The organism is Mycobacterium kyorinense (assembly GCF_002101735.1).
GTDB classification, from domain to species: Bacteria; Actinomycetota; Actinomycetes; order Mycobacteriales; family Mycobacteriaceae; genus Mycobacterium; species Mycobacterium kyorinense.
This window is the reverse complement of sequence record NZ_LQPE01000141.1, coordinates 1-26,591: the sequence shown is the minus strand read 5'-3', so window position 1 is coordinate 26,591 and position 26,591 is coordinate 1. Positions and strand designations below refer to the sequence as shown.

The following is a 26,591-nucleotide window of genomic DNA, read 5'->3' as shown; positions in this document are numbered from 1 at the left end:
AATTACGCTCCGCGCGAAAGCTTTTCGGCCAGGCGGCGGTTCACCGGTTCGGGTAGCAGCTCGGAGACGTCGCCGCCCATCGAGGCGACCTCCTTGGCCAGTGACGACGACACGAACGAATACCGCGGCGTGGTCGCCACGAAAAACGTGTCCACACCGGCGATGTGCTTGTTCATCTGCGCCATCTGCAACTCGTATTCGAAGTCGGTGCCGGTGCGCAGGCCCTTGACGATCGCGGTCAGGCCGCGGGACCGGACGAAGTCCACCACCAAACCGGAGCCGGACTCGACCCGCAGATTGGGCAGGTGGGTGGTTGACTCCTCGATCATCGCGATGCGCTCCTCGACGCTGAACATGCCCTGCTTGTTCGGGTTGACCAGCACGGCGGCCACCACTTCGTCGAACTGCGCGGCCGCCCGCTCGAGGATGTCGACGTGTCCCAGCGTCACCGGGTCGAATGATCCCGGGCATACCGCGCCGCTCATGGCTCACGACGGTAGCAGCCCGCTTCGGACCGTTCGGCCAGCTCGAGTCGGGTGTCGCCGTAGCGGCGCGACGGTAGCGCGACCCAGCCGTCGGGCCAGGCCAGCGGCGCACTGGCAAGGGCGCGCTCGAAAACCGCAACAGTGCCGCGTGTTGTCCAGCCGCGCGCAGTCAATGCGCCCAGCACCGCCGCTATCTCCGCCGCGTCGACGTCGTAGGGCGGATCGGCCAGCACCAGGTCGACCGGGGCGGCAGTGCCGCCGGCCAGGACCGCCGAAACGCCGCCGCGACGAAGCGTCGCCCCGGCCAGACCCAGCGTCGAGATGTTGCGCTCGATCACGGCCGCCGCCTGCCGATCGGACTCGACGAACAACACCGACGCCGCCCCCCGCGACAACGCCTCCAACCCGAGCGCCCCCGACCCCGCATAGAGATCCAGCACCGAGATCCCGCTGAGGTCCAGCCGGGCACTCAACACGTTGAACAACGCTTCGCGCACCCGATCGGTGGTCGGCCGGGTCCCGCGCGGTGGCACCGCGATCCGTCGCCCCCCGGCGACACCGGCGATGATGCGGGTCAGCGCAACACCACCAGCAGATCTCCGCCCTCGACCTGGGCGGTGGTCGACACCGCCACCCGCTCGACGGTGGCATCGACCGGCGCGGTGATCGGGGCCTCCATCTTCATGGCCTCGATGGTGGCGATGGTCTGCCCGGCACTGACCCGATCAGCTTCGGCCACACCGATGGTCACGACACCCGCGAACGGCGCGGCGATATGGCCGGGGTTGGCGCGGTCGGCCTTTTCTGCGGCGGGAATGCTGCTGGCAATGCTGCGGTCTCGCACCTCCACCGGTCGCAGCTGACCGTTGATGATGCACATCACCGTGCGCATGCCGCGCTCGTCAGGCTCGGAGATGGCCTCCAGCCCGATCAGCAACTCCACGCCGGGCTCCAGCTGCACCCGGTGCTCTTCGCCCTGGCGCAGCCCGTAGAAGAACTGGTTGGCCGACAGCTGCGATGTGTCGCCGTACGCTTCCCGGTGCGCCTCGAATTCCTTTGTCGGCCCGGGGAACAGCAGCCGGTTCAAGGTGGCTTGCCGCTTGGGCCCGGCCAGCGCCAGCGCCGCCTCGTCCTCCGGGCTCAGCTCCGGCGCCGGTTTGGCCGGCGCACGACCGGCCAGCGCGTTGGTGCGCAGCGGCTCGGGCCAGCCGCCGGGCGGATCGCCCAGCTCGCCGCGCAAAAAGCCCAGCACCGATTCGGGAATGTCGAAACGCGATGGATCCGAAGCGAATTCGTCAGCGGTGATCCCGGCGCCCACCAACGCCAGCGCCAGATCGCCCACCACCTTCGACGTCGGAGTCACCTTGACCAGCCGGCCCAGCAGCCGGTCGGCGGCCGCGTAGTTCTCCTCGATCTCCTCGAAGCGGTCACCCAGGCCCAGCGCGATCGCCTGCTGCCGCAGATTCGACAGCTGGCCGCCGGGGATCTCGTGGTCGTACACCCGGCCCGTCGGCGCCGGCAATCCAGATTCGAAGGGTGCGTACACCTTTCGCAGCGCCTCCCAGTACGGCTCCAGATCGCACACCGCCGACAGCGACAGGCCGGTGTCGTAGTCGGTGTGCGCAGCCGCCGCCACGATCGAACTCAGCGCGGGCTGGCTGGTGGTGCCCGCCAAGGGTGCCGCGGCCCCGTCGACGGCGTCGGCCCCGGCGTGCCAGGCCGTCACATAGGTGCCCAGCTGCCCGCCCGGGGTGTCGTGGGTGTGCACATGGATCGGCAGGTCGAAACGGCTGCGCAGCGCACTGATCAAGCGCTGCGCGGCGCCGGCCCGCAGCAGCCCGGCCATGTCCTTGATGCCCAACACGTGCGCGCCGGCGTCGACGATCTGCTCGGCGAGTTTGAGGTAATAATCCAGGGTGTAGATGTTCTCGTCCGGATCGGCCAGGTCGCCGGTGTAGCACATCGCGACTTCGGCGATGGCAGAACCTGTTTCACGCACCGCGTCGATCGCCGGGCGCATCGACTCGACATTGTTGAGCGCATCGAAGATCCGGAAGATATCGATCCCGGTGGCCGTGGCCTCCTCGACGAACGCCGATGTCACGATCTCCGGATACGGCGTGTAGCCGACCGTGTTGCGGCCCCGCAGCAGCATCTGCAGGCAGATATTGGGCATCGCTTCGCGCAGCGCGGCCAGCCGCTCCCACGGGTCTTCCTTCAGAAAGCGCAGTGCCACATCGTAAGTCGCCCCGCCCCAGCATTCCATCGACAGCAGCTGCGGAGTGAGCCGCGCGATGTACGGCGCCACCCTGAGCAGTCCGGCGGTCCGAATCCGGGTGGCCAGCAGCGACTGGTGCGCATCGCGGAACGTAGTCTCGGTGACCAGAACCGCCGCGGATTCCCGCATCCAGCGGGCGAATCCCTCCGGACCCAACTCGACCAACCGCTGCTTGGACCCGGGCGGCGGCGCGGCCTCCAGGTCGATGTCGGGCAGCTTGTCGTGCGGATACACCGCCGACGGCCGCGAGCCGTGCGGCTTGTTCACGGTGACGTCGGCCAGGTAGTTCAGGATCTTGGTGCCGCGGTCGGCCGAGGAGCGTGCGGTCAATAGTTGCGGACGCTCGTCGATGAACGACGTGGTGATGCGGCCGGCCCGGAAATCCGGGTCGTCCAGAACCGCTTGCAGGAACGGGATATTCGTCGAGACGCCGCGGATCCGGAACTCCGCGATGGCGCGACGCGCCCGGGCCACTGCCGCAGGAAAATCACGGCCCCGGCAGGTCAGCTTCACCAGCATCGAGTCGAAGTGCGCGCTGATCTCCGCACCGAGGTTGGTGCCGCCGTCCAGCCGGATGCCCGCGCCGCCGGGGCTGCGGTAGGCGCTGATCCGCCCGGTGTCGGGCCGGAAGCCGTTCGCCGGGTCTTCGGTGGTGATCCGGCACTGCAACGCCGCGCCGTGCGGGCGGATCGTCTCCTGCCGCAAGCCGAGGTCGTCGAGGGTCTCGCCGGCGGCGATGCGCAGCTGGCTGGACACCAGGTCGACGTCGGTGATTTCCTCGGTGACGGTGTGTTCGACCTGGATGCGCGGATTCATCTCGATGAACACGTGGTGTCCGCGCTCGTCGAGCAGGAATTCCACCGTGCCGGCGCAGCTGTACCCGATGTGGCGGGCGAATGCCACCGCGTCGGCGCAAATCCGTTCGCGCAGCACCGGATCCAGGTTCGGTGCAGGCGCAAGCTCGATGACTTTCTGGTGGCGGCGCTGCACACTGCAGTCCCGCTCGTAGAGGTGGATCACGTTGCCGTGCGTGTCGGCCAGAATCTGCACCTCGATGTGGCGCGGGTTGATCACCGCCTGTTCGAGATAGACCGTCGGGTCGCCGAACGCCGATTCTGCTTCGCGGCTGGCGGACTCGATGGCCTCGGGCAGCAAGGCCGCGTCGTTGACGCGGCGCATGCCGCGACCGCCGCCGCCGGCGACGGCCTTGACGAACAACGGGAAATGCATGTTCTGCGCGGCAGCCAGCAGCTCGTCGACCGACGCGGACGGCGCCGAGGACATCAGCACGGGCAGGCCGGCTTCGCGGGCGGTCGCGATTGCGCGGGACTTGTTTCCGGTCAGCTCCAGCACCGCGGCACTGGGCCCGACGAACGTGATGCCTGCTCGTGCGCAGGCATCGGCCAATTCCGGGTTCTCCGAAAGGAATCCGTAACCGGGGTAGATCGCGTCGGCGCCTGCGCGGCGAGCAGTTTCGACGATCTCGTCGACCGACAGGTAGGCCCGCACCGGGTGGCCTTCTTCGCCGATCTGATACGACTCGTCGGCCTTGAGCCGGTGCACCGAGTTGCGGTCTTCGTACGGGTAGATCGCGACCGTGCCGATGCCCAGTTCGTAGGCGGCGCGGAAGGCGCGGATCGCGATTTCACCGCGATTGGCAACCAGCACTTTGGAGATCATCGCGCGCCCCTTTTACAGAAGTGTCGACCAGTAGTCCCAGAACCGCGCCAGGATCATCAGGATGATTGCGGTGAACCACAGTGCGGTGATCGACCACCGCCAATGGTAGAGCCCGCGCAGCACGGAATTTCCGTCGATGACGGGGCGCAGCGCGATCGCGGCGACCACCACCAGCAGCGGTATGGTCACCGCCCACACCACCATGCAATACGGGCAGAGCGCCCCGATGCGATACAGGCTCTGGACGATCAGCCAGTGGACGAACCCCGCCCCGGCCAGTGTTCCGATCGCCAGCCCGACCCAATACCACTGCGGCAGAGCAACTTTCGCGACGGCGAGCACCCCGGTAACCACAACGACGGTGAATGCGGCAATGCCGATCAGCGAGTTCGGAAAACCCAGCACCGAGGCCTGCGGGGTCGTCATCACCGAGCCGCACGACACCACCGGGTTGATGTTGCACGACGGCACGTACGACGGGTTGAGCAAGATGTTGATCTTCTCTACCGTCAGCGTCGCGGAGGCCACCAGCCCGGCCACGCCGGCGATCAGCACCCACCACGCGCTGGGCGCAGCGACCGGCGCCGGAGGCGAATCCGTAAGTGGCTCACCCGGTTGCGCGGACACCGCGGTGGTCACGACGCCGGCGTCGCCGCCGTGTCGAGGCCCGGCACGTTCCCGACGATTTCTTTGATCTTGGCGACCAGCGCATCGGGTGTCGACGGGGTGTAGTCCTGGCCGTTGATCCGGATCGTCGGGGTGGCGTGAATGTTGGTGGCCGCCGCCATGCCCTCGACGAGCGGAATGTACTTGCCGCTCTTGACGCAGTCGGGAACCTTGCCGACGACGCCGGCCTCGCGGGCACGTTCGATCAACTCGGCGTTGTCCGGAAACTTCGAACCGGTCTCGGAGGGCTGGAGCTGCTGGGTGAACAACGCGGTGTGGAACCGGCGGAATGCGTCAAGGTTTTCGTCGGCCACGCAGTAGGCGGCGGCCCCGGCGCGAGTTGAATAGTCGTCGTTGTGGGGGCTGCTCAGGATGCCGACCATGTAATAGTCGGCGGCGATCGCGCCCGAATCGATCAGCCTGGAGACCGTCGGGCCGAATGTCCGCTCGAAGTTCCCGCACGCCGGGCACAGGAAGTCTTCGTAGAACGACACGACCGCCTTGGGATCTTTGGTGCCCTCCTTGGTGACCAGCTTGCTCGACGTCACCCGCACCGCCCGTCCGGCGTGTTCGCTCTTCTTGTCGTGCGAGATCAGGATGTAGCCGATCACGACGACGGCGAAGACCACCACGATCAGGGTGATTCCGATCTGGAATGCGCGATCGCGTCGACGGCCCGCCAGCTTCGGGTCGTAGCCGGGGCGTTTCGATTTGTTGGCCACTGGTCCTCCGGTTGTCGATGGCGCTTCTAGCGTAATGTGCTCAAACTCGGCTGAGGTGGGCGCGCAGCGCCGAGACCAGCTCGGCGGTGGCGGTCGCGCTGCCGCCGCCCAGCGGGAACAGGTTGGCGAAGCCGTGCGTCAACGAACCCAGGCAGCGCAGGTCGACGGCGTTGCCCGCGGCCCGCAGCGCGGTGGCGTACCGCTCACCCTCGTCGCGCAGCGGGTCGAAACCGGCGACCGTGACCAGCGCGGGTGCCAGCCCGGACAGCGTCTCGGCCAGCAGCGGCGACACCCGCGGATCCGCGGCGTCCACGCCGGACCCGCCGAGGTAGTTGGCCTCGAACCAGTCGATGTCGTGCTTGGTGAGCAGGAAACCGCTGGCGAACAACGACAGCGAGCGGGTCTGCGCGGTGAAGTCGGTACGCGGATAGAGCAGCCACTGCAGCACCGGCCCGGGTCCGCCGTCGTCGCGCGCCAACAGCGACACGACGGCCGCGAGGTTGCCGCCGGCGCTGTCGCCGCCCACCGCCACCCGACCGGGGATCGCGCCCAGCTCGCCGGCGTGCTCGTGCGCCCACCGGAACGCCGCGTAGGCGTCGTCGACCGCGGCCGGGGCCGGGTGCTCGGGGGCCAGCCGGTAGTCGATCGACAGCACGTGGATGTCGGCGTCGCGGCAGACCAGCCGGCACAGCTGGTCGTGGGTGTCCAGGTCGCCGAGGCACCAGCCGCCGCCGTGGTAGAAGACCAGCAGCGGCGCCGGCTCGGCACAGGCCGGCCGGTAGTGCCGGGCGCCGATGTCGCCGGCCGGGCCGGGTATCGACAGATCGCCGACCGCGACGTGGATCTGCGGGCCCGGAAACGCCGCGGTCAGCTCGCGCATCTGGGTGCGCGAGCTGACCGCGTCGTCGTCGGTCACCAACCCGTCGATGCCCATCACCTGCAGCCCGGACAGCATCAGTTGCAGCGTGAGGTCCAGGGTGTTGCCGTCGATGGTGACCGAGCGACCGCCCGAGAGCAGCCGCTTGGCGCCGGTCGGGATGAACGGAATGACCTTGATGCCGACGTTGGCGGCGGTGTTCTGCAACCGGCTGGTCAGTCCCGGCACGCCTGGCAGACTTTTCGTCATGACTGCTCCCCTAGTCACGCTCAACGACGGCAATTCCATCCCCGCCGTGGGATTCGGCGTTTTCCAGATTCCACCTGCGGACACCGAGCAGGCGGTCGGCGCCGCGCTGCAAGCCGGTTACCGGCATATCGACACCGCGGCGGCCTACCGTAACTAACGCGAGACCGGGCGTGCGGTAGCCAATTCCGGCGTGCCCAGAGACGAACTGTACTTGGTGACCAAGCTGTGGAACGCCGATCAGGGCTACGACAGCACGCTGAGCGCCTTCGACGCCAGCATGGACCGGCTGGGCCTCGATTACCTCGACCTCTACCTGATCCATTGGCCGGTGCCAGCGCAGGGCAAGTTCGTCGACACGTTCAAGGCATTCGCCCATCTGCGCGACCAGGGCCGCATCCGATCGATCGGGGTGAGCAATTTCGAGCCCGAGCACTTGCAGACGCTCATCGATGCGACCGGGATAGTGCCGGCGGTCAACCAGGTGGAGCTGCATCTGCGGCTGCCCCAGTCGGCGTTGCGCGAGGTCCACTCACGTCTCGGGATCGCCACCGAGGCGTGGGGCCCGCTCGGCCAGGGTTCGCTGCTGGACCATCCGACGATCACCGCGCTCGCCGACGCCCGCGGCCGGACACCTGCCCAGGTGTTGATTAGGTGGCATATCCAGCTAGGTAATATCGTGATCCCCAAGTCGGTGAACCCTGCGCGGATTGCGAGCAACTTCGAAGTGTTCGATTTCGAACTGAGCAACGACGAGATGGCGTCGATCTCCTCGCTCGACGACGGAACACGGCTTGGTCCGGATCCACGAACCTTCAATTTCACAGGCAGGTGAATGACGTTGACTGGCGAGTCGGGCGCCACCGTCCCCGCTATTGCGCTCAATGACGAGAATACGATGCCGGTGCTCGGCCTCGGTGTCGCGGAGCTGTCCGACGACGAGACCGAACGCGCGGTATCGGCGGCGCTGGAGGCCGGCTGCCGGCTGATCGACACCGCCGCGGTCTACGGCAACGAAGCCGCCGTCGGCCGCGCGATCGCCGCGTCGGGGATCCCACGGGCCGAGTTGTTCGTCACCACCAAGCTCGCCAACGCCGACCAGGGATTCGCCCGCTCGCAGGAGGCCTGCCAGGAAAGCCTGGAGCGGCTCGGCCTGGACTACGTCGACCTGTATTTGATTCACTGGCCCGCGCCGCAATTGGGCGAGTACGTGAACAGCTTCGGCGGCTTGATCCAGGTGCGCGGAAACGGCTATGCCCGTTCGATCGGCGTCGCGAACTTCACCGAGGAGCACCTGTCGACGGTCATCGACCTGACCTTCGTCACGCCCGCCGTCAACCAGGTCGAGCTGCACCCGCTGCTCAACCAGGCCGAGCTGCGCGGCGCCAACGCCAGCCACAACGTCGTCACCCAGGCCTACAGCCCGCTGGCCGTCGGCCGGCTGCTGGACAACCCGACGGTGACATCCATTGCCGCGGAATACAGCCGCACACCCGCGCAGGTGTTGCTGCGCTGGAACCTGCAACTGGGCAACGCGGTGGTGTTCCGGTCGGGTAAGCCCGAGCGCATCGCCAGCAACTTCGACGTCTTCGATTTCGAACTGGCCGCCGAGCACATGGATGCGCTCGACGGCCTGAACGACGGCACCCGGGTGCGCGAGGATCCGCTCACCTACACGGGGATCTGAGCCCGCGCGAGCAGACGCAGAATCGCACAATCGCCAAGCGATTTGTGCGATTCTGCGTCTGCTCGCCCTACCCGGCCGGGCACGTGGCCGCCGCCTGGCGCAGCACGTCGGCCGATGCCTGATCGACCGGTAGCGCGTAGCCGCGCAGCACCGCGATGAACTGCATGCTGTACTGGCACCAGAACGCGGTGTTGGGCGGCATCCACAGCGCCGGCTGCGAATCGCCCTTGTCCTCGTTGGCTTTTCCGGCGACCGCCAGCAGGTTGGCGGGATCGTTGGCGAAGCGCACCCGCTCGGCAAACGGCCAGTTGTAGGCGCCCATATCCCAGGCCAGCGCCAGCGGGACGATGTGATCGATCTGCACCGCCTGCCCCACCCGGGCGCCGCGCTGAAACACCACGGTGGCATTGGTGTACGGGTCGTGCAGCGTGCCGGTGGCCACAGCGTCGGGACAGCGTTTGAGCGACACGTAAGTCTTGTCGACCAGATCGCGGTTGAGGATGTCGTTTCGGGTGTCGCAGCCGTTGTGCCCGCCCGGCGCGTCGTTGTCGTCGGTCCAGGCATCGCCGTATGCGGCGCGGCGATAGTCATAGCGGTGAATCCTGGCCGGCACCACCGCGATTCCGGCCAGTACGTCGACGCCGGGCGCAACGGTGGGCACATCGGCGCGCGCCGCGAACCCTTCCGCGCGGTCATTCGCCGACGCGGCCACCACCTGATAGGCGACCACCACCGCAAGCACCGCGATCGCCGACAACCACAGCAACGTCTTGCGGCTCACGACTTGTCCAGGTACTCGATGCGATCGCTGCCGGTGAAGGGCGCGGCCAGCAGCGCCATTCCCGGGTGTGCCGGATTCTGGTCGTACACCTGCTCGCAGAGATCGCGGGCCGACTCGAGAACCTGCCGGTGCTTGGCCAGTGACAGCAGCTTCAGTGTTATCGCGCGGCCACTTTGGTTGCGGCCCAACACATCTCCCTCGCGCCGTTCCTCGAGGTCCAGGTCCGCCAGCGCGAAACCGTCGAGGGTGTCCGCGACGGCCTGCAGTCTCTGGCCGGAACGGGAATTCGGCGACACCCAACTCGCCAACAGACACAGGCTGGCGTGCGAGCCGCGACCGATGCGGCCGCGTAGCTGATGCAGCTGGCTGATACCGAACCGGTCGGCGTCCATCACCAGCATCACGGTCGCGTTCGGGACGTCGACACCGACCTCGATGACGGTGGTGCACACCAGCACGTCGATCTCGCCGGCGCGAAAAGCCGCCATCACGGCGTCTTTTTCGTCGGTGCTCAGGCGTCCGTGCATGAGGCCCAGCCGCAGCCCGGCTAGCTCGCGGCTGCGCAGTGAGGCGAACAACTCGACCGCCGTGGCCGACGGCCTTGTGTCCTCATCGCTTTGCCCGCTGTCGTCGTTCTCGTCGATCCGGGGTGCCACCACATACGCTTGGCGACCCGCGGAGACTTCTTCGATGATGCGCCGCCATGCGCGGTCCAGCCACTTGGGCTTGTCCTTGACGAAGATCGTGTTGGTGGTGATCGGCTGGCGGCCGCGCGGAAGCTCGCGCAGCGTCGAGGTTTCCAAGTCGCCGTAGACGGTCAGCGCCACCGTCCGTGGTATCGGTGTCGCCGTCATCACCAAAAGGTGCGGGGTGATGCCGGCAGGAGCCTTGGCCCGCAACTGGTCTCGCTGCTCGACACCGAAGCGGTGCTGCTCGTCTACGACCACCATGCCCAGTCGGTCGAACTCGACGGCGTCCTGCAGCAGTGCGTGGGTTCCGACGACGATGCCGGCCTGGCCGCCGCCGATCTCGTCGCGGACCTGCTTCTTCTGCGCCGCTGACATCGAGCCGGTGAGCAACGCCACCCTGGTGGCGTTGTCGGCGCCGCCGAGCTGGCCGCCCAGCGCCAGCGGCCCCAGCACGTCACGGATCGACCGGGCATGTTGTGCGGCAAGCACTTCGGTGGGTGCCAACAGCGCGCACTGGTAGCCGGCGTCGACCATTTGCAGCATCGCCAACACCGCGAGGATCGTCTTGCCCGACCCGACCTCACCTTGCAACAGCCGGTTCATCGGACGGCTGGCACCCAGTTCGGCCGACAACACGTCGAGCACCTCGCGCTGACCGGAGGTCAGCTCAAACGGCAAGCGAGACAACAGTTCTTGCTTCAGCCCGTCGGACCGCGACGGCGCCGCCGGGCCGGATTGCGATAGTTCGCCGTGCCGGCGGGACACCAGCGCCCACTGCAAACCGACGGCTTCGTCGAAAGTCAGCCGCTCGCGGGCACGTCGCCGCTCGGCGTCGTCTTCGGAGAGGTGAATCGCCCGCAGCGCGCGGTCCTCGGAGATCAGGCGGTGCTCGGCGACAACCTCGTCGGGCAGCGGGTCGTCCACCGGGTCGAGCACCGCAAGCACCTGACGCACGCACGAGTAGATGTTCCAGCTTTGGACTTTCGCGCTGGCCGGGTAGATCGGGAAGAAGGCTCGTTCGAAGGCCGACTGCAGCACTTCGCCGCTGACCGCCCGCGACGCGCCGGCGATCTCGCGCAGTGACGTGCTGCCGTGGTCCTTGCCGTCCGGCGAGTTCAGGATCAAGAAATCGGGGTGGGTCAGCTGCATGACGCCCCCGTAGTAGCCCACCTCTCCGGACAGCATGATCCGGCTTCCTTTGGCCAGCTGCTTTCGGAACCACTCCTTGGGATGAAAGAACGTGGCGGTCACCCTGCTTCGCCCCGAGCCGATGGTGACGACCAAATACTTCTCATTGGGGCGCTTCTTCATTCGCTTCAGCTCCGCCCCGGAGATGGTGTCGACGAGCGTGACGTGCTCGCCGACCGGCGGCCGCTCGTCGCCGGCACCGCGCACCGCCGCGCCCTCGACATAGCTGCGCGGGTAGTGGCGCAGCAGGTCGGCGACGGTGCGGATACCGAACACCTCGTCGAGCGATTTCGCGGATTTCGCGCCGACGACGTAGTCCAGCCGGTCCGATAGCGTCGCCATCGCTACTCGACCCCGATCAACAACGCGTCGCCGCGGTGCCCGGTCTGATAGGTCACCAACTCGGTGCCGGGATGCTGGTCGTGCACATGCTGCTGCAGTGCGCCGCCGAGACCCGGATCAACGCCGGCGCCCACCAGCACCGTCACCAGCTCGCCGCCGGACGCCAGCAATAGGTCGATCAGTCCGATCGCCGCGGACGTGACGTCCCTGGCCACGATCAGCACCTCGTCGCCGGCGATGCCCAGGCCGTCGCCGGGCTCGCAGGTGCCGGCCCAGGTCAGCGCCCTCTCGGTGGCGACGCGCACCGAGCCGTGCCGCGCGGCGCCGACGGCGCGGGCCATCGTGTACCCGTCGTCGACGGCCTGCCGGTCCGGTTCGTGCACGGCCAGCGCGGCCAAACCCTGCACCATGGACCCGGTCGGCAGCGGCACCACGTCGATGCCCCAGCCGATGGCGGCGGTGCAGCCGGCGACCAGTTCCTCGGCCGCGACGTAGCCGTTGGGCAACACCATCACCTGCGCGGCGCCGGTGTCCACCACGGCCCGCAACAACTGCTGGGCGCTGACCGCGGTGGCCGGGTCGGCGGCCTCGGGGTCGGGCCGCAGCACGCAGGCGCCTTCGCCGGCGAACAACTCCGCGGCGCCGTCGCCGTCGACCACGGCCAGCACGGCCCGCTCACGAGTCCAGCTGCCCGGAGGCAGGCCGGCGGGGCCGCCGCCCAGCACCGAGATCTGGATCCGGTGCGGGCGGCCGAACGCCAAACCGGCCTCGACTGCGGCGCCCGCGTCGTCGGTGTGGACGTGAACCGAGTAGCCGGCCTCGGATGTCGCGGACGCCGACGCGGCGATGGCCACCGAGTCGCCGAGCTGGCCGAGGCGGTCGTGCAGCGCGTCGGCGCAGTCGGCGTCGCAGTCACCGAGTAGGTACATCACCTCGAACTGGGGAGAGGGCTGCTCCGGCGCGGCGTCGGCCGGCTGCGGACGCGGCGACGGCTCGTAAACCGTGCGGGCAGGCGCCTGACCGGTGATTGTGGTGCGCAGCGCGTCGAGCAGCACCAGCAAACCGCGTCCCCCGGCGTCGACCACACCGGCGTCGGCCAGCACGTCGAGCTGTTCGGGGGTTTTCTCCAGCGCGACGACCGCTGCGTCGCCGGCGGCGCTGACCGCCCTCACCAGCCCTTCGCCGGCATGCTGCTGCGCCGCCGCGGCGGCGGCCTGCAGCACCGAGACGATGGTCCCGGCAACCTCTCGACCGCCCATCGAAGCGAGCACCAGATCCACGCCATGGCGCAATGCCGACCCGAGAACGGCGGCGTCGATGTCACGCAGCTCACCGCCGGCTCGGGCGGCGGCGTCGGCGGTCACATCGGCGATGCCCCGCAGGATCTGCGACAGGATCACCCCGGAGTTTCCGCGGGCACCGTTGAGCGCGCCGGCCGACAGTGCCGCCGCCACCCGCGCGACGTCGCCCGACCGCGCTTGGGTGTTGGCCTCGGCCAGCGCCGAGCGCATGGTGAACAGCATGTTGGTGCCGGTGTCGGAGTCGGCGACCGGGAACACGTTGAGGCGGTTGATCTCGTCGATGTGAGTGATCAGGTCACTGACGGCAGTGTGGGCCCAATCACGCAGCGCAGCCCCGTCCAGCAGGCGTTCCGGCGTGTCCACGTCAGACACCTGGCCCACCTCCTCGCGCCTCCTACGGTGGGCGCCAGCCTAACCAGTGACGGCGACAGGACTGGTCACAAGGTATCCGGCGGTTGTTGACCGTTTTGGCACTTCGGCCCGGCTGCGGCTATCCTGACCAGGTTGTCGTGGCCACCCGAGCCCGGTTGTTGGCCCCAGAGATTTGAGGAGTTTCAGCTATGGCCGCCGTGTGCGACATTTGCGGGAAGAGCCCCGGCTTCGGCAAGTCGGTATCGCACTCGCATCGCCGGACCAGCCGCCGCTGGGACCCCAACATCCAGACGGTGCACGCCGTGACCCGCCCCGGCGGTAACAAGCAGCGGCTCAACGTCTGCACGTCGTGCATCAAGGCCGGCAAGGTCGTCCGCGGCTAGTTTCTCGCGGTCAAGGCAGGCGCCAGTCGACTGGTTCGGCGCCCATCTTCTCCAGCAACTCGTTGGCGCGGCTGAAGGGTCGTGAACCGAAGAAACCCCGTGACGCCGACAACGGTGAGGGATGCGGCGATTCGATCGCCACACACTCCTGCCCGGCCAGCATCGGCTTGAGCGTCGACGCGTCGCGCCCCCACAGAATCGCCACCAGCGGCTTGCGCCGGTCCACGAGCGCGCGAATGGCGCACTCGGTGACGGCTTCCCAACCCTTGCCGCGGTGCGACGCCGGGTTGCCCGGCTGCACGGTGAGCACCCTGTTGAGCAGCATCACCCCGCGCTTCGCCCACGGCGACAGGTCACCGCACGACGGCGCCGGATACCCCAGGTCGCTGGTGTATTCGGCGAAGATGTTCTCCAGGCTGCGCGGCAACGGCCGCACCTCCGCGGCCACCGAGAAGCTCAGCCCCACGGCATGCCCGGGTGTCGGATACGGATCTTGCCCGACGATGAGTACCCGTACCTCGTCGAAGGGAAAAGTAAAGGCGCGCAACACATTCTGGCCAGCCGGCAGGTAGCCGCGGCCGGCAGCGATTTCGGTGCGTAGGAATTGGCCCATCTCGGCGACTTTTTCGCCGACCGGCTCCAGCGCCCGCGCCCAACCGTCCTCGACCAGTTCGCGCAGCGGCCGCGCGGTCACGCCAGCCCCTTCGCCAGCAGCACGACGGTGTCGGCGCCGGCGCGGCGGTCCTTCGAAATCTCTTGGTATTCAGGCGATTCAGCCCAGTCCCGGAACGTCGCCTCGTCGGGAAAGGACATCAGCACCACCTTCTCGCGGTCCCACTGGCCCTCGATCACCTGTGGCGACTCGTCGGCGGCCAGCAGCGTTCCCGGGTGGCGGCTGAAGACGTCCATGAACTTCGCCTGATACCGGTCGTAGGCGGCGCGGTCGGTGAACCGCAGCTGGGCAATCGCGTAGACGGTCACGGCGGTTACCTTACTGAGCCGAACGACTCCCAGCCCGCATATCCCTGCCACTCTTGCCCGTCGACGAGCACCCGCGCCGGCCCGTCGAGCACCCGCCCGATGACGCGCCAGCCAGGAGGAACGGCTCCGGCGAACACGGCGACCAGGGCGTGGTCTTCGCCCCCGCCGAGCACCCACGACCACGGGTCGGCGTCGACGGCCTGCGCAACAGCCGCCAGCGCCTGTCGATCGGCGGCCAGCGCGTCAGTGCTCAGGTCGACGCCGACGCGCGACGCGTCGGCCAGGTGCCGAAGGTCGCCCACCAGACCGTCGGACACGTCGATCATCGCCTGCGCGCCCGCCTCGGCGGCGACACGGCCCTGACCGTAGGGCGGCTGCGGCACCAGGTGACGGCGTCGCACGTCGTCGAAGTCACTAATCCCATTGCACCACAAGGCATAGCCGGCGGCCGACCGCCCGAGTTCGCCGGTCACCGCAACCGCCGAGCCGGGTCGTGCCCCCGAGCGCAGCACAGGAGCGCGTCCGGCCAAATCGCCCAGCACGGTCACCGACACCACCCACTGCGGGCTGCCGACCAGGTCGCCACCCGCAATACCGGCGCCAACCCGCTCGGCCTCCTCCCACATGCCGTCGGCCAGCGCATCGACCTCCGCGATAGGCGTCTCGGCCGGTGCCCCGAATCCGACGACGAACGCGGTGGGCCGCGCGCCCATCGCCTCGATGTCGGCGGCGTTTTGCGCGATCGCCTTGCGGCCGACGTCGTGCGGCGTCGACCAATCCAGCCGGAAGTGCCGGCCCTCGACCAGCATGTCCGTCGACACCACGACCCGACCGTCGTCGGCAACCACCACGGCGGCGTCGTCACCGGGGCCCAGCGCCACGGCGGGCGGCTGGCCCTGGCGACGCACCAGCCGGCCGATCATGCCGAACTCGCCGAGTTCACCCAGCGTGCTCACATGGCCTCCTGGCGGGTACGTTCACCAACGACTCCGGGAGTGTAAGCACGTGGACAACGACGAAGGCCCACCGCGCGCCATGCTGATCGCCGCGCTGGTGATCGCCGTCGGCGCGATCGGCGCAGTGCTGGCGATCGCGGCGATCCGCCACCCGGCGCAGCAACCGGTCGCCATCGCCGCCGTGCCGGCGCCGCAGGCGGGAAATCCGACATGCCGGGCCCTGCTGGCGGCGCTGCCGCAGCGTCTCGGCGACTACCAGCGCGCCGCCGTCGTGCAGCCGGCGCCCGCGGGCACCGCCGCCTGGGGAGCACACGACGAGCCTGTCGTGTTGCGGTGCGGGCTCGACCGGCCCGTCGACTTCGTGCTGGGCTCGCCGATCCAGGTGGTCGACCGGGTGCAGTGGTTCGAGGTCCGCCAGGACGACCGGTCGACTTGGTACACCGTCGACCGGCCGGTCTATGTGGCACTGACACTGCCGCCGGGCTCGGGGCCGACGCCCATCCAAGCGCTCTCGGACGTCATCGACCACACGATGCCGGCCGTGCCGATCAGCCCGGCACCCCTCGGGTAGCGCGAATGTGCAGTTATGTCACGGGAATTCGCGTCCGGCGTGCCTCAAGCCCACATTCGGCAACGGGTTAGCGCAGGCCGGTGCCGCGCGCCAACGCCGTTTCGACCATCGTCGCCAGCAGGGTCGTATAGTCGACTCCGCTGGCCGCCCACATCCGCGGGTACATCGAGATCGTGGTGAATCCGGGCATCGTGTTGACCTCGTTGATCAGCGGCCCGTCGTCGGTGAGGAAGAAGTCCACCCGCGCCAGGCCCTGACAGTCGATCGCGCGGAACGCCCGAATGGCCAACTCGCGCACCGCATCGGCCACCTCGTCGTCGATCTTGGCGGGCACGTCCAATTCGGCGGCGTCGTCGAGATATTTGGTCGCAAAGTCGTAGAACTGGTCTTCGCGTCCGCGCACGCCGGCCACCCGGATTTCGCCCACGGTGCTGGATTGCACTGTGCCGTCAGGGAATTCGAGTACGCCGCATTCCAGCTCACGCCCGGCAATCGCGGCCTCGACGATCACCTTGGGGTCGTGGCGGCGCGCTTGGTCGACCGCGGTGGGCAACTGCTCCCACTCGGTCACGCGGCTGACGCCGATCGAGGAGCCGCCGCGCGCCGGTTTGACGAATACCGGCAGCCCGAGCCGCTCGCGTTCGGCAATATCCAGTGTGGGCTGCGACGGCCGCAGCACCGAGTGCGGGCCCACCGGAAGCCCCTCGGCCATCAGCAGCTTCTTCGTGAACTCCTTGTCCATGCCCGCGGCGCTGGCCAACACCCCGGCGCCGACATAAGGGACGCCGGCCATCTCCAGCAGTCCCTGAATGGTGCCGTCCTCGCCGTAGGGCCCGTGCAACACCGGGAAAACCACGTCGACGGACGCCAGCACGTCGGGGTCGCCGGGCGACAGCGACACCAACTGGCCGGCTCGCTGCGGATCGGCGGGCAACGCCAATTCCGCGCCCGACGCCGACGTGATTCCGGGCAGTTGCCGGTTGGTGATCGCCAGCGCGTCGGGGTCACCGTCGGTGAGCACCCACGAGCCGTCCGGGGTTATGCCGACGGCGGTCACCTCGAATCGTTGCGGGTCGAGGTTGCGCAGGATGCTGCCCGCCGACACGCAGGAGATCGCATGCTCGTTGCTGCGTCCGCCGAACACGACGGCGACGCGGATGCGCTCACGGGCACTCACAACCTAAAGAGGCTACCGGGTAGGCGCAGCTGGATATCGGTGACGACCCGCCGCGCCCGGCTACGCCGCGCTTGCGATCGTCACTCAGGCTTGGTGCTGCGGCCCAGCAGCAACAACACCGCCTCGCCGACGGAGAGCCCCTTGTGACAGACCCGGTGCACCGCGTCGGTGAGCGGCATCTCGACGTCGTAGCTCGAGGCCAGCGCCAGCACCGATTCGCACGAGGTAACCCCCTCGACGACGTGACCGTCGGTGGCCTGCAGCGCCGACTCCATCGTCCCGCCGCGGCCAAGACGCTCTCCGAACGACCGGTTGCGGGAATGCGGCGAGGTGCAGGTGGCCACCAGATCGCCTACCCCGGCGAGGCCGGCCAGCGTCGCACCTTTGGCGCCGACCGCGATACCCAGCCGCATGATCTCCGCCAGCCCGCGGGTGATGATCGCCGCCGCGGTGTTCTCGCCCAGGCCCACTCCGGCCGCCATCCCGCACGCCAGCGCGATCACGTTCTTGCAGGCGCCGCCGATTTCGGTGCCGATCACGTCGCTGTTCGTGTACGGGCGGAAGTAGCCGGCGTTCAGCGCTCGCTGCAGCGCGACGGCGCGGCCGGAGTCGGTGCATGCGACGACGGTGGCGGCGGGCTGACCCTCGGCGATCTCGCTGGCCAGGTTGGGCCCGGAAACCACCGCGACCTGCGCGGGGTCGACGCCCGTCACCGCGACGATCACCTGGCTCATCCGCATCAGCGTGCCCAGCTCGATGCCCTTGGCCAGGCTGACCAGCGTGGCGCCGTCGCGGAACAGCCCGGCCCACTGCTCGAGGTTGGGTCGCATCGTCTGTGCCGGCACACCCAGCAGCACCGTGGATGCGCCGCCCAGCGCCTCGGCGGCATCGCCGGTGGCGCGGATGCGCGGCGGCAGTTGCACGCCGGGCAGGTAACCGGAGTTGCATCGGGTGCTGTTGATTTCGTCGGCGACGTCGGCTCGGCGCGCCCACAGGGTGACGTCGGCGCCGGTCTCGGCCAATACCTTGGCCAACGCGGTGCCCCACGCGCCGGCGCCCATCACCGCAACCGCGCTCACCATGCGGCAACATTAGCGTGGACCCGGCTTTGGCAGGATGAAGCAATGAGCGGCAAGCGGGCCGACACCGTTGGTGATGATGTCGGTTTGATCATTGCCGTCAAGCGGCTGGCCGCCGCGAAGACCCGACTGGCGCCGCTGTTCTCGGCGCAGACCCGGGAAAGTGTGGTGCTGGCCATGCTGGTCGACACCCTCACCGCGGCCAGGGCTGTCGCGTCGCTGCGCTCGATCACCATCATCACTCCCGACGACGCGGCGGCGGCCGCGGCTGCCGAGGCGGGCGCCGATGTGCTGTTCGATCCGACTCCGGACGGTCATCGTGACCCGCTGAACAACGCCATTGCCGCGGCCGAACGGGCGGTGGCCGAGTCGACGCCGAATATCGTTGTGCTGCAAGGGGATTTACCGGCGCTGCAAACGCAGGAGCTCGCGGAGGCCATCGGCGCCGCCCGGGGCTACCGGCGTAGTTTCGTCGCCGACCGGCTCGGCACCGGAACCGCGGCGCTGTGCGCGTTCGGCGCCCCCCTCGATCCGCAGTTCGGCCCGGATTCCGCGACACGCCATCGCCGTTCGGGCGCCATCGAACTGACCGGGGCATGGCCGGGGCTGCGCTGCGATATTGACACGCCCGACGATCTGAAGGTTGCCCGGCGCCTAGGGGTCGGGCCGGCGACGGCCCGCGCGATCGGAGCCGGCCGATAACGCTGCGGTAAACAGCACACCAACTGCGCATCGAAGTGGGCCGGCTGGTGGCAGCACCACCCGCTGATGAGTCATGATCGCAGGGTGACCGAAACAGAAGCCAGGGAAGCCACCGCCGCCGAGGCGCGGCCCGACGAAACGGTGTGGCATCCGGGTGACTCTGCGCCGGGGGCGCCGCCTGCCGCAACCGCGGCCGCGGCCGTGCTCGAGGACCAGCTGCCCGAGCACCGCTACCTCAATCGGGAACTGAGCTGGCTGGATTTCAACGCGCGGGTGCTCGCATTGGCCGCCGACACGTCGCTGCCGTTGCTGGAGCGGGCCAAGTTTCTGGCGATCTTCGCTTCCAACCTCGACGAGTTCTACATGGTTCGGGTCGCCGGCCTCAAGCGCCGCGACGAGATGGGGCTGTCGGTGCGCTCCGCGGACGGACTGACCCCGCGCGAACAACTGCGCCGAATCGGCGAGCAGACCCAGCAGATCGCCAGCCGGCACGCGCGCGTCTTCCTCGACTCCGTGCGGCCCGCGCTCGCCGAAGAGGGCATCCACGTCGTCACGTGGGCCGATCTGACCGAGGCCGAACGCAACACGTTGTCGATCTACTTTCACGAGCAGGTCTTCCCGGTCCTCACACCGCTGGCCGTCGATCCCGCTCACCCGTTCCCGTTCGTCAGCGGGCTGAGCCTGAACCTCGCTGTCACTGTGAAACGACCGGACGACGGAGGCACCCACTTCGCCCGGGTCAAGGTGCCCGACAACGTCGATCGCTTCGTCGAACTCGGCGGTGAGCGGGCCGACGGCACGCCAGAAGTCCGTTTCCTGCCAATGGAAGAACTGATCGCGGCGTTCCTGCCGGTGCTCTTCCCCGGGCTGGAGATCGTCGAACATCACGTGTTCCGCATTACTCGCAACGCCGATTTCGAGGTCGAAGAGGACCGCGACGAGGACCTGTTGCAAGCGCTCGAGCGGGAACTGGCGCGACGGCGGTTCGGCTCGCCGGTGCGGCTCGAGGTCGCCGACGACATGACCGAAAACATGTTGGAGTTGCTGCTGCGTGAACTCGACGTGCATCCCGGCGACGTCATCGAAGTGCCGGGGCTTTTGGACCTCTCGTCGCTGTGGCAGATCTACGACCTCGAACGGCCCGCGCTGAAGGACCGGGCATTCGTGCCGGCCACTCATCCCGCGTTCGCCGACAGGGAAACGCCCAAGAGCATTTTCGCGACGCTGCGCGAGGGTGACGTGCTGGTGCACCACCCCTACGACTCGTTTTCCACCAGCGTGCAACGGTTCATCGAGCAGGCGGCCGCCGACCCCAACGTGCTGGCGATCAAACAAACGCTGTATCGCACGTCGGGTGATTCGCCGATCGTGCGGGCGCTGATCGACGCCGCCGAAGCCGGCAAGCAGGTGGTAGCGCTGGTCGAGATCAAGGCGCGGTTCGACGAGCAGGCCAACATCCGGTGGGCCCGCGCACTTGAGCAGGCCGGCGTGCACGTGGTGTACGGGCTGGTGGGCCTGAAAACACACTGCAAGACATGTTTGGTGGTGCGCCGCGAAGGATCGGCGATCCGGCGCTACTGCCATGTCGGAACGGGCAATTACAACAGCAAGACCGCGCGGCTCTACGAGGACATCGGTCTGCTGACCGTGGACCCCGATATCGGTGCCGACTTGACCGACTTGTTCAACTCGCTCACCGGCTACTCGCGCAAGCTGTCCTACCGCAATCTTTTGGTGGCACCGCACGGTATTCGCACCGGCATCATCGAGCGAGTCGAACGCGAAGTCGCCGCCCACCGCGAAACCGGTGACGGCCGGATCCGGCTCAAAATGAACGCGCTGGTCGACGAGCAGGTGATCGACGCGCTCTACCGGGCGTCGCAGGCCGGTGTGCGCGTCGAGGTGGTCGTGCGCGGCATCTGCGCACTGCGCCCTGGCATGGAGGGGTTCTCCGAAAACATTGTGGCGCGCTCGATTCTCGGCCGCTTCCTGGAGCACTCGCGGATCCTGCATTTCCGCGCCATCGACGAGTTCTGGATCGGCAGCGCCGACATGATGCACCGCAACCTCGACCGGCGGGTCGAGGTAATGGTTCAGGTCAAAGACCCGCGACTGACCGCGCAACTCGACGACATCTTCAATTCGGCGATGGATCCCGCGACCCGATGCTGGGAGCTCGGGCCCGACGGCCAGTGGACAGCGTCGCCGCAGGAGGGTCGCACGGTGCGCGACCATCAGGTATCGCTGATGGAGCGACACCGCAGCACGTGAGGTGAAATTCCCGTCCCGACCTTCCGGCCACCGCGCCCGGTGGGCCCGAATTGACTTGCAGGAGTAAGGGTGTCGACACAAACCTCGCCGGGCCGCACGGCGAGCAAGACCGTATGCGCGGCCGGTGCCGTGCTGTGGCGGCCCGGGCACCGCGAGTCCGCGCCTGAGATTGCGCTGATTCACCGGCCCCGCTACGACGACTGGTCGCTACCCAAGGGCAAAGTCGATCCCGGCGAGACCGAGCCGGTGACCGCGGTGCGTGAGGTCTTCGAGGAGACCGGTCACCGGACGCATTTGGGTCGGCGCATCACGACGGTGAGCTACCCGATCGAGCAAGGCACCAAAAAGGTACGGTACTGGGCGGCGTGCAGCCTCGGCGGCAGTTTCACCCCGAACGGTGAAGTCGACGACTTGATCTGGTTGCCGGTTTCGGCCGCGGTCAAGAAGCTGAGCTATTCGCAGGATCGAAAGGTCTTGCGCCGGTTCGCCGAATATCCGGCGGACACCCAGACGGTACTGGTGGTCCGGCACGGCACCGCGGGCAGTAAGTCCCGCTTCAAAGGCGACGACACCAAGCGGCCGTTGGACAAGAAGGGCCGCGCGCAGGCCGAGGCACTGGTTGGTCAGCTGTTGGCATTCGGCGCCACCGACGTGTACGCGGCCGATCGATTGCGTTGCCACCAAACTGTCGAACCGCTGGCCGAAGAGCTGGGCGTGGTCATCTGCAACGAACCCACGCTGACCGAGGAAGCTTACGCGGACAATCCGAAGCGCGCCCGGCGCAGAGTCCTGCAGATCGCCGCGCTGAAACGCACACCGGTGATCTGCACGCAGGGCAAGGTCATTCCGGATCTGATCGACTGGTGGTGTGATCGCGACGGCGTGCGGCCGGACAAATCCCGCAACCGCAAGGGCAGTACCTGGGTGCTGTCGCTGTCCGACGGGCACCTGGTGGCCGCGGACCACATTGGCAGTGCACTGGCCACCAACGTGGTGACCTAGCACGCAGATTCGCCGCGGCCACCGCCGGAGCGGGACCGCGACGAATCAGCGTCTTATGTGGTTGTGTTACCGACGGCCGCGCCGCGCAGTCGCCTTCTTGGCCGGCGACTTCTTGGCAGCAGTCTTACGGGCTGGCGCCTTGGTTGCCTTCCTGGCCGTCGACTTCGTTGCCTTCCTGGCTGTCGACTTGGTGGCCTTCTTGGCGGGCGCCCGCTTGGTGGTGGCTTTCTTGGCGGCCGTCCGCTTGGTTGCGGCCTTCTTGGCCGGGGCCTTCTTCGCGGCGGCCTTGCGGGCCGGCGCCTTGCTCGCGGCCTTCTTAGCGGCCTTCTTGGCCGGCGACTTCTTCGCCGCTTTCCTTGCGCCGCTGGCTGTCACACCACGTTTCACGGCAGGTCCTTCCGCTGGGAGGCGCTGTGCGCCAGAGACAACCGCTTTGAATTGAGCACCTGGACGAAATGCCGGCACTGACGTCGGCTTCACCTTCACCGTCTCACCGGTGCGGGGATTGCGGGCCACGCGCGCTGCGCGGCGGCGTTGTTCGAATACGCCGAAGCCGGTAATGGTGACGCTCTCCCCCTTGTGCACCGCCCGCACAATGGTGTCGACGACGTTCTCGACGGCGGCGGTGGCCGATCTACGATCCGAGCCCAATTTCTCTGTGAGTACGTCGATGAGCTCCGCTTTGTTCATGCAAACCCTCCGAAACCAGTGGTCCTTGTTGGACCGACTAGTGGACACGGTAAACCCTCACACCACTGATTTCCAAGAGCCACGCGCAATTTCAATGGCTTCTGGCGAACTTTTTTGGAAACCGGTTGCCGCCCTTGGCCGGTGGCCAGCCCGTCAAATGGTCGCGGCGCGGGCCCGGAATTCGGCTCGGATCGAGCGTTCAGGAAGCCGGCAGAGTGCGCGGTTTCCAGGTTTGGCGCGACGTCTCGAAAGACTCGATCTGATCGAGTTTTCGCAGCGTAAGGGCTATATCGTCAAGTCCTTCGGCCAGTCGCCAGGCGGTGTAGTCGTCAATCTTGAACGGCACCACCACCGTTCCTGCGGTCACATTCCGATCTTGAAGATTGACAGTGATTTCCAGCCCCGGACTGCCCTCGATGAGCTTCCAGAGAAGTTCCACGTCATCTTGAGCGACTTCGGCCGCCAGCAACCCTGCCTTGCCCGCATTGCCCCGGAAAATGTCGGCGAAGCGCGACGAGATGACTACCCGGAATCCGTAGTCCATCAGTGCCCATACCGCGTGCTCGCGCGAGGATCCGGTGCCGAAATCGGGTCCGGCGACCAGTACTGAACCCCTGTCGAATGGGCTGAGATTCAGCACGAAAGACGGGTCGGTGCGCCAGGCCGCGAACAATCCGTCTTCGAAACCCGTTCGGGTTACGCGCTTCAAATAGACCGCGGGAATGATCTGATCGGTGTCGACATTCGACCTCCGCAGCGGCACGCCAATGCCGGTGTGGGTGCGAAACGCTTCCATGCCCTGATCTCCTCTTGAGTGTTCTGCTCAGTCCAAGTCGGCCGGCGCGGACAGCTTTCCGCGGACCGCGGTCGCCGCGGCCACCGCCGGCGACACCAAATGCGTGCGGCCGCCCTTGCCCTGCCGCCCTTCGAAATTGCGGTTGGAGGTCGCCGCGCACCGTTCTCCGGGCGCCAGCTGATCCGGATTCATCCCAAGACACATCGAGCAACCGGCCTGCCGCCACTCGGCGCCGGCAGCCGTGAAGATCTCTGCCAGCCCTTCGGCTTCGGCTTGCGCACGCACCTGCATGGATCCCGGCACGACCAGCATTCGCACGCCGTCGGCCACCTTTCGGCCACGCAACACTTCGGCCACTGCGCGCAGATCCTCGATGCGACCGTTGGTGCACGATCCGACGAACACGGCGTCAACCGCGATGTCCCGCATCGGGGTGCCCGGTCGAAGGTCCATGTACGCCAACGCCTTCTCCGCCGACTGGCGCTCGGCCTCGTCGGTCATCAGCTCGGGGTCCGGCACCGCGGCCGCCAGCGGCACGCCCTGGCCCGGATTAGTTCCCCACGTGACGAACGGACTCAGCGAGGCGGCATCCAGATAGACCTCGGTGTCGAATTCGGCACCCTCGTCGGTGCGCAGCTGCTTCCAATACGCCAGTGCGGCATCCCAGTCGGCACCGGCCGGAGCATGCGGCCGGCCACGCAAGAACTCGTACGTCGTCGCATCGGGCGCCACCATTCCGGCACGGGCGCCGGCTTCGATGCTCATGTTGCAAATCGTCATCCGGGCCTCCATCGACAGCGATTCGATGGCGCTGCCGCGGTATTCGATGACGTGGCCCTGGCCGCCGCCGGTGCCGATCTTGGCGATCACCGCCAAGATGATGTCTTTGGCCGTCACGCCGTGCGGCAGCTCTCCGTCGACATTGACCGCCATCGTCTTGAACGGTCGCAACGGAAGCGTCTGGGTGGCCAGCACGTGTTCGACCTCAGATGTCCCGATTCCCATTGCCAATGCACCGAATGCGCCGTGGGTGGAGGTGTGGCTGTCGCCGCAGACGACCGTCATACCGGGCTGGGTGAGCCCCAGTTGCGGCCCGACGACGTGCACGATGCCCTGCTCGATGTTGCCCATCGGATAAAGCCGGATGCCGAATTCCTCGCAGTTGCGCCGCAGCGTCTCGACTTGGTTGCGCGACACCGGGTCGGCGATCGGCTTGTCGATGTCGACGGTCGGCACGTTGTGGTCTTCGGTGGCAAGCGTCAGATCGGGCCGCCGCACCGGGCGGCCGGCCAACCGCAGGCCGTCGAACGCCTGCGGGCTGGTGACCTCGTGCACCAGGTGCAGGTCGATGTAGATCAGATCCGGTTCGGTTCCGCCACCCGACACCACCACGTGGTCGTCCCAAACTTTCTCGGCCAGCGTGCGCGGCCTTGTTCTCACATTCTGAGACGATAGTATCTCCATATGAGACAGGATAGCGGCATCGGCGTGCTCGACAAAGCCGTGGGGGTGCTGCACGCAATCGCGGAATCGCCCTGCGGGTTGGCCGAATTATGCGATCGCACCGGCCTGCCCAGGGCCACTGCGCACCGGTTGGCGGTCGGCCTGGAAGTTCATCGCTTGCTCGCACGCGACGGCGAGGGCCGATGGCGGCTCGGGCCGGCGGTCAGCGAGCTGGCCTCGCAGGCGACAGACCCACTGCTGACGGCCGGCGCGGCGGTGCTGCCGCAGCTTCGTGAGACCACCGGCGAGAGTGTGCAGCTGTACCGGCGCGACGGCAGCTGGCGGATCTGCGTGGCCGCGCTGGAACCGCCTGCGGGGCTTCGCGATACGGTTCCCGTTGGCGCACGGCTGCCGATGACCGCGGGCTCGGGCGCCAAGGTGCTGTTGGCCTACAGCGACGCCGCCAACCAGCAGGCGATCCTGCCGTCGGCGAAATTCAGCGAACGGGCGCTGGCCGAAGTGCGCCGGCGCGGCTGGGCGCAGAGCGCCGCCGAACGCGAGCCCGGCGTCGCCAGCGTGTCGGCGCCCGTGCGCGACGGTCGCGGGGAGGTGATCGCGGCCATCTCGGTGTCCGGACCAATCGATCGGATGGGACGACGGCCGGGCGCGCGCTGGGCCGCCGACCTGCTGGCCGCCGCCGACGCAATCACACGCCGGCTCTAGATGAGTAATTCCTAACCGCGGCGGCGGGTGAGTTGCGGCGGGCTGTTGATGCGTACCGCTGTTGGTTGTCTGTGCGGCGTGGCGGCTTGTGACTGATGTGGTTGGAGGGCATCGATGGACGTTTGTGACGACGAACCTCGATGCCCTCCTGACCGAACTGTATGTGACGATCGATGATCATGTCATCGGACCGGACCGACGGCGAGTCGGTCGACCGAAGAGACTCACCGATGCCGAGCTGGTGTGCCTGGCCGTGGCGCAGGTACTGCTCGGTGCTCGCAGCGAACACCATTGGCTGCGTATGTGTTTGGGCCGGCTGCGCCATCTGTTTCCGTATTTGCCCAAGCAGCCGGGCTACCACAAACGGATCAAGGCCGCCGCTCCGTTGATCTGCAAAGCCATGCTGTATCTGGCCGCCCAGTGCCCCTCGTGGGCCGACGACCTGCGACTGGTCGACGGCACGCCGATCCCGTGCGGGGCCTCCCGGGAGACGGTGCGCCGCT

Annotated in this window: 24 protein-coding genes and 2 pseudogenes; 9 read left to right on the top strand and 17 right to left on the bottom strand. The window is 67.7% G+C overall.

Translation table 11 applies throughout. The features are described from left to right. Positions 1-2: 2 nt before the first annotated feature. The 6 genes from coaD to AWC14_RS17855 are packed head-to-tail and all read right to left on the bottom strand — an operon-like array spanning position 3 to position 6,957. A complete protein-coding gene (gene coaD, locus AWC14_RS17880; protein ID WP_045380969.1) occupies positions 3-485 on the bottom strand; it encodes a pantetheine-phosphate adenylyltransferase in 483 nt (160 codons plus the stop codon). Further along, positions 482-1,063, bottom strand: a complete 582-nt coding sequence (rsmD, locus tag AWC14_RS17875) for a 16S rRNA (guanine(966)-N(2))-methyltransferase RsmD (protein ID WP_045380966.1) — start codon at positions 1,061-1,063, stop codon at positions 482-484. The genes coaD and rsmD overlap by 4 nt, the downstream gene beginning before the upstream one ends. Next, positions 1,060-4,443, bottom strand: coding sequence for a pyruvate carboxylase (locus AWC14_RS17870; protein WP_057003461.1), 3,384 nt, complete (start codon positions 4,441-4,443; stop codon positions 1,060-1,062). The genes rsmD and AWC14_RS17870 overlap by 4 nt, the downstream gene beginning before the upstream one ends. 12 nt (positions 4,444-4,455) lie before the next feature. Continuing rightward, positions 4,456-5,082 carry a vitamin K epoxide reductase family protein gene (locus AWC14_RS17865; RefSeq protein ID WP_081968204.1) on the bottom strand — a complete coding sequence of 209 codons (627 nt, stop codon included), beginning with the start codon at positions 5,080-5,082 and terminating at the stop codon, positions 4,456-4,458. Then, complete coding sequence (locus AWC14_RS17860) at positions 5,079-5,831, bottom strand: DsbA family protein (protein WP_045380964.1); 753 nt, start codon at positions 5,829-5,831, stop codon at positions 5,079-5,081. Before AWC14_RS17860 ends, AWC14_RS17865 begins: the two co-directional genes overlap by 4 nt. 40 nt (positions 5,832-5,871) lie before the next feature. Beyond that, positions 5,872-6,957: an alpha/beta hydrolase gene (locus AWC14_RS17855; RefSeq protein WP_045380962.1), complete on the bottom strand. Its 1,086-nt coding sequence runs from the start codon at positions 6,955-6,957 to the stop codon at positions 5,872-5,874. Here AWC14_RS17855 and AWC14_RS17850 point away from each other — a divergent pair. Further along, a pseudogene (locus AWC14_RS17850) lies at positions 6,956-7,789 on the top strand (aldo/keto reductase). The gene AWC14_RS17855 and the pseudogene AWC14_RS17850 overlap by 2 nt on opposite strands. A gap of 6 nt (positions 7,790-7,795) precedes the next feature. Next, positions 7,796-8,641, top strand: coding sequence for an aldo/keto reductase (locus AWC14_RS17845; RefSeq protein WP_142281748.1), 846 nt, complete (start codon positions 7,796-7,798; stop codon positions 8,639-8,641). A gap of 67 nt (positions 8,642-8,708) precedes the next feature. On the opposite strand, the gene AWC14_RS17840 is transcribed toward AWC14_RS17845, so the two are convergent. From AWC14_RS17840 to AWC14_RS17830, 3 genes are read right to left on the bottom strand one after another with little or no spacing between them, the layout of a single operon-like run. Further along, positions 8,709-9,422: an HNH endonuclease family protein gene (locus AWC14_RS17840; RefSeq protein WP_045380957.1), complete on the bottom strand. Its 714-nt coding sequence runs from the start codon at positions 9,420-9,422 to the stop codon at positions 8,709-8,711. Continuing rightward, positions 9,419-11,641 carry an ATP-dependent DNA helicase RecG gene (gene recG / locus AWC14_RS17835; RefSeq protein ID WP_045380954.1) on the bottom strand — a complete coding sequence of 741 codons (2,223 nt, stop codon included), beginning with the start codon at positions 11,639-11,641 and terminating at the stop codon, positions 9,419-9,421. The genes AWC14_RS17840 and recG overlap by 4 nt, the downstream gene beginning before the upstream one ends. Before the next feature lie 2 nt (positions 11,642-11,643). After that, entirely contained in the window at positions 11,644-13,284 is a 1,641-nt protein-coding gene (locus AWC14_RS17830; RefSeq protein WP_428838979.1) for a DAK2 domain-containing protein, read from the bottom strand. A 218-nt stretch (positions 13,285-13,502) separates the two neighbouring features. Here AWC14_RS17830 and rpmB point away from each other — a divergent pair, with 218 nt between their 5' ends. Continuing rightward, positions 13,503-13,697 carry a 50S ribosomal protein L28 gene (gene rpmB, locus AWC14_RS17825; RefSeq protein WP_045380948.1) on the top strand — a complete coding sequence of 65 codons (195 nt, stop codon included), beginning with the start codon at positions 13,503-13,505 and terminating at the stop codon, positions 13,695-13,697. A 10-nt stretch (positions 13,698-13,707) separates the two neighbouring features. Here rpmB and AWC14_RS17820 read toward each other — a convergent pair whose 3' ends face one another. Genes AWC14_RS17820 through AWC14_RS17810 form a run of 3 tightly spaced genes read right to left on the bottom strand, consistent with a single transcriptional unit; the run spans position 13,708 to position 15,634 of the window. Further along, positions 13,708-14,391 carry a uracil-DNA glycosylase gene (locus AWC14_RS17820; RefSeq protein WP_045380945.1) on the bottom strand — a complete coding sequence of 228 codons (684 nt, stop codon included), beginning with the start codon at positions 14,389-14,391 and terminating at the stop codon, positions 13,708-13,710. Further along, on the bottom strand, positions 14,388-14,678 hold the full coding sequence (locus tag AWC14_RS17815; protein ID WP_045380942.1) for a DUF1330 domain-containing protein: 291 nt from the start codon (positions 14,676-14,678) through the stop codon (positions 14,388-14,390). The genes AWC14_RS17820 and AWC14_RS17815 overlap by 4 nt, the downstream gene beginning before the upstream one ends. Before the next feature lie 5 nt (positions 14,679-14,683). Next, on the bottom strand, positions 14,684-15,634 hold the full coding sequence (locus tag AWC14_RS17810) for a thiamine-phosphate kinase (RefSeq protein ID WP_268811720.1): 951 nt from the start codon (positions 15,632-15,634) through the stop codon (positions 14,684-14,686). 79 nt (positions 15,635-15,713) lie between these two features. On the opposite strand from AWC14_RS17810, the gene AWC14_RS17805 reads away from it, so the two are divergent. Continuing rightward, a complete protein-coding gene (locus AWC14_RS17805; protein WP_045381070.1) occupies positions 15,714-16,205 on the top strand; it encodes a DUF3515 domain-containing protein in 492 nt (163 codons plus the stop codon). Between the two features lie 67 nt (positions 16,206-16,272). Here the strand turns inward: AWC14_RS17805 and AWC14_RS17800 are convergent, their stop codons facing one another. Together AWC14_RS17800 and AWC14_RS17795 are read right to left on the bottom strand one after the other, a co-directional pair. After that, the gene (locus tag AWC14_RS17800; RefSeq protein WP_045380939.1) at positions 16,273-17,382 is read right to left on the bottom strand and encodes a D-alanine--D-alanine ligase family protein; all 1,110 of its coding nucleotides are present in this window, start codon (positions 17,380-17,382) and stop codon (positions 16,273-16,275) included. Between the two features lie 80 nt (positions 17,383-17,462). Beyond that, positions 17,463-18,464 carry an NAD(P)H-dependent glycerol-3-phosphate dehydrogenase gene (locus tag AWC14_RS17795; RefSeq protein ID WP_045380935.1) on the bottom strand — a complete coding sequence of 334 codons (1,002 nt, stop codon included), beginning with the start codon at positions 18,462-18,464 and terminating at the stop codon, positions 17,463-17,465. Positions 18,465-18,506: 42 nt separating this feature from the next. On the opposite strand from AWC14_RS17795, the gene cofC reads away from it, so the two are divergent. The 3 genes from cofC to mutT1 all read left to right on the top strand — a co-directional run bounded on the left by cofC (position 18,507) and on the right by mutT1 (position 22,436). Further along, complete coding sequence (gene cofC, locus AWC14_RS17790; protein WP_045380932.1) at positions 18,507-19,163, top strand: 2-phospho-L-lactate guanylyltransferase; 657 nt, start codon at positions 18,507-18,509, stop codon at positions 19,161-19,163. A gap of 63 nt (positions 19,164-19,226) precedes the next feature. Beyond that, on the top strand, positions 19,227-21,434 hold the full coding sequence (locus AWC14_RS17785) for an RNA degradosome polyphosphate kinase (protein ID WP_045380929.1): 2,208 nt from the start codon (positions 19,227-19,229) through the stop codon (positions 21,432-21,434). 69 nt (positions 21,435-21,503) lie between these two features. Beyond that, positions 21,504-22,436: an 8-oxo-(d)GTP phosphatase MutT1 gene (gene mutT1 / locus AWC14_RS17780; RefSeq protein WP_045380926.1), complete on the top strand. Its 933-nt coding sequence runs from the start codon at positions 21,504-21,506 to the stop codon at positions 22,434-22,436. 66 nt (positions 22,437-22,502) lie between these two features. Here the strand turns inward: mutT1 and AWC14_RS17775 are convergent, their stop codons facing one another. The 3 genes from AWC14_RS17775 to leuC form a co-directional block, all read right to left on the bottom strand. After that, positions 22,503-23,126 carry an HU family DNA-binding protein gene (locus tag AWC14_RS17775; protein ID WP_081968202.1) on the bottom strand — a complete coding sequence of 208 codons (624 nt, stop codon included), beginning with the start codon at positions 23,124-23,126 and terminating at the stop codon, positions 22,503-22,505. 199 nt (positions 23,127-23,325) lie between these two features. Next, positions 23,326-23,922 carry a 3-isopropylmalate dehydratase small subunit gene (gene leuD / locus AWC14_RS17770; RefSeq protein ID WP_045380923.1) on the bottom strand — a complete coding sequence of 199 codons (597 nt, stop codon included), beginning with the start codon at positions 23,920-23,922 and terminating at the stop codon, positions 23,326-23,328. 27 nt (positions 23,923-23,949) lie between these two features. Then, entirely contained in the window at positions 23,950-25,362 is a 1,413-nt protein-coding gene (gene leuC / locus AWC14_RS17765; protein WP_428838978.1) for a 3-isopropylmalate dehydratase large subunit, read from the bottom strand. A 24-nt stretch (positions 25,363-25,386) separates the two neighbouring features. On the opposite strand from leuC, the gene AWC14_RS17760 reads away from it, so the two are divergent. After that, on the top strand, positions 25,387-26,088 hold the full coding sequence (locus tag AWC14_RS17760) for an IclR family transcriptional regulator (protein ID WP_057003460.1): 702 nt from the start codon (positions 25,387-25,389) through the stop codon (positions 26,086-26,088). Between the two features lie 124 nt (positions 26,089-26,212). Beyond that, a pseudogene (locus AWC14_RS17755) lies at positions 26,213-26,591 on the top strand (IS982 family transposase); the annotation flags it as partial.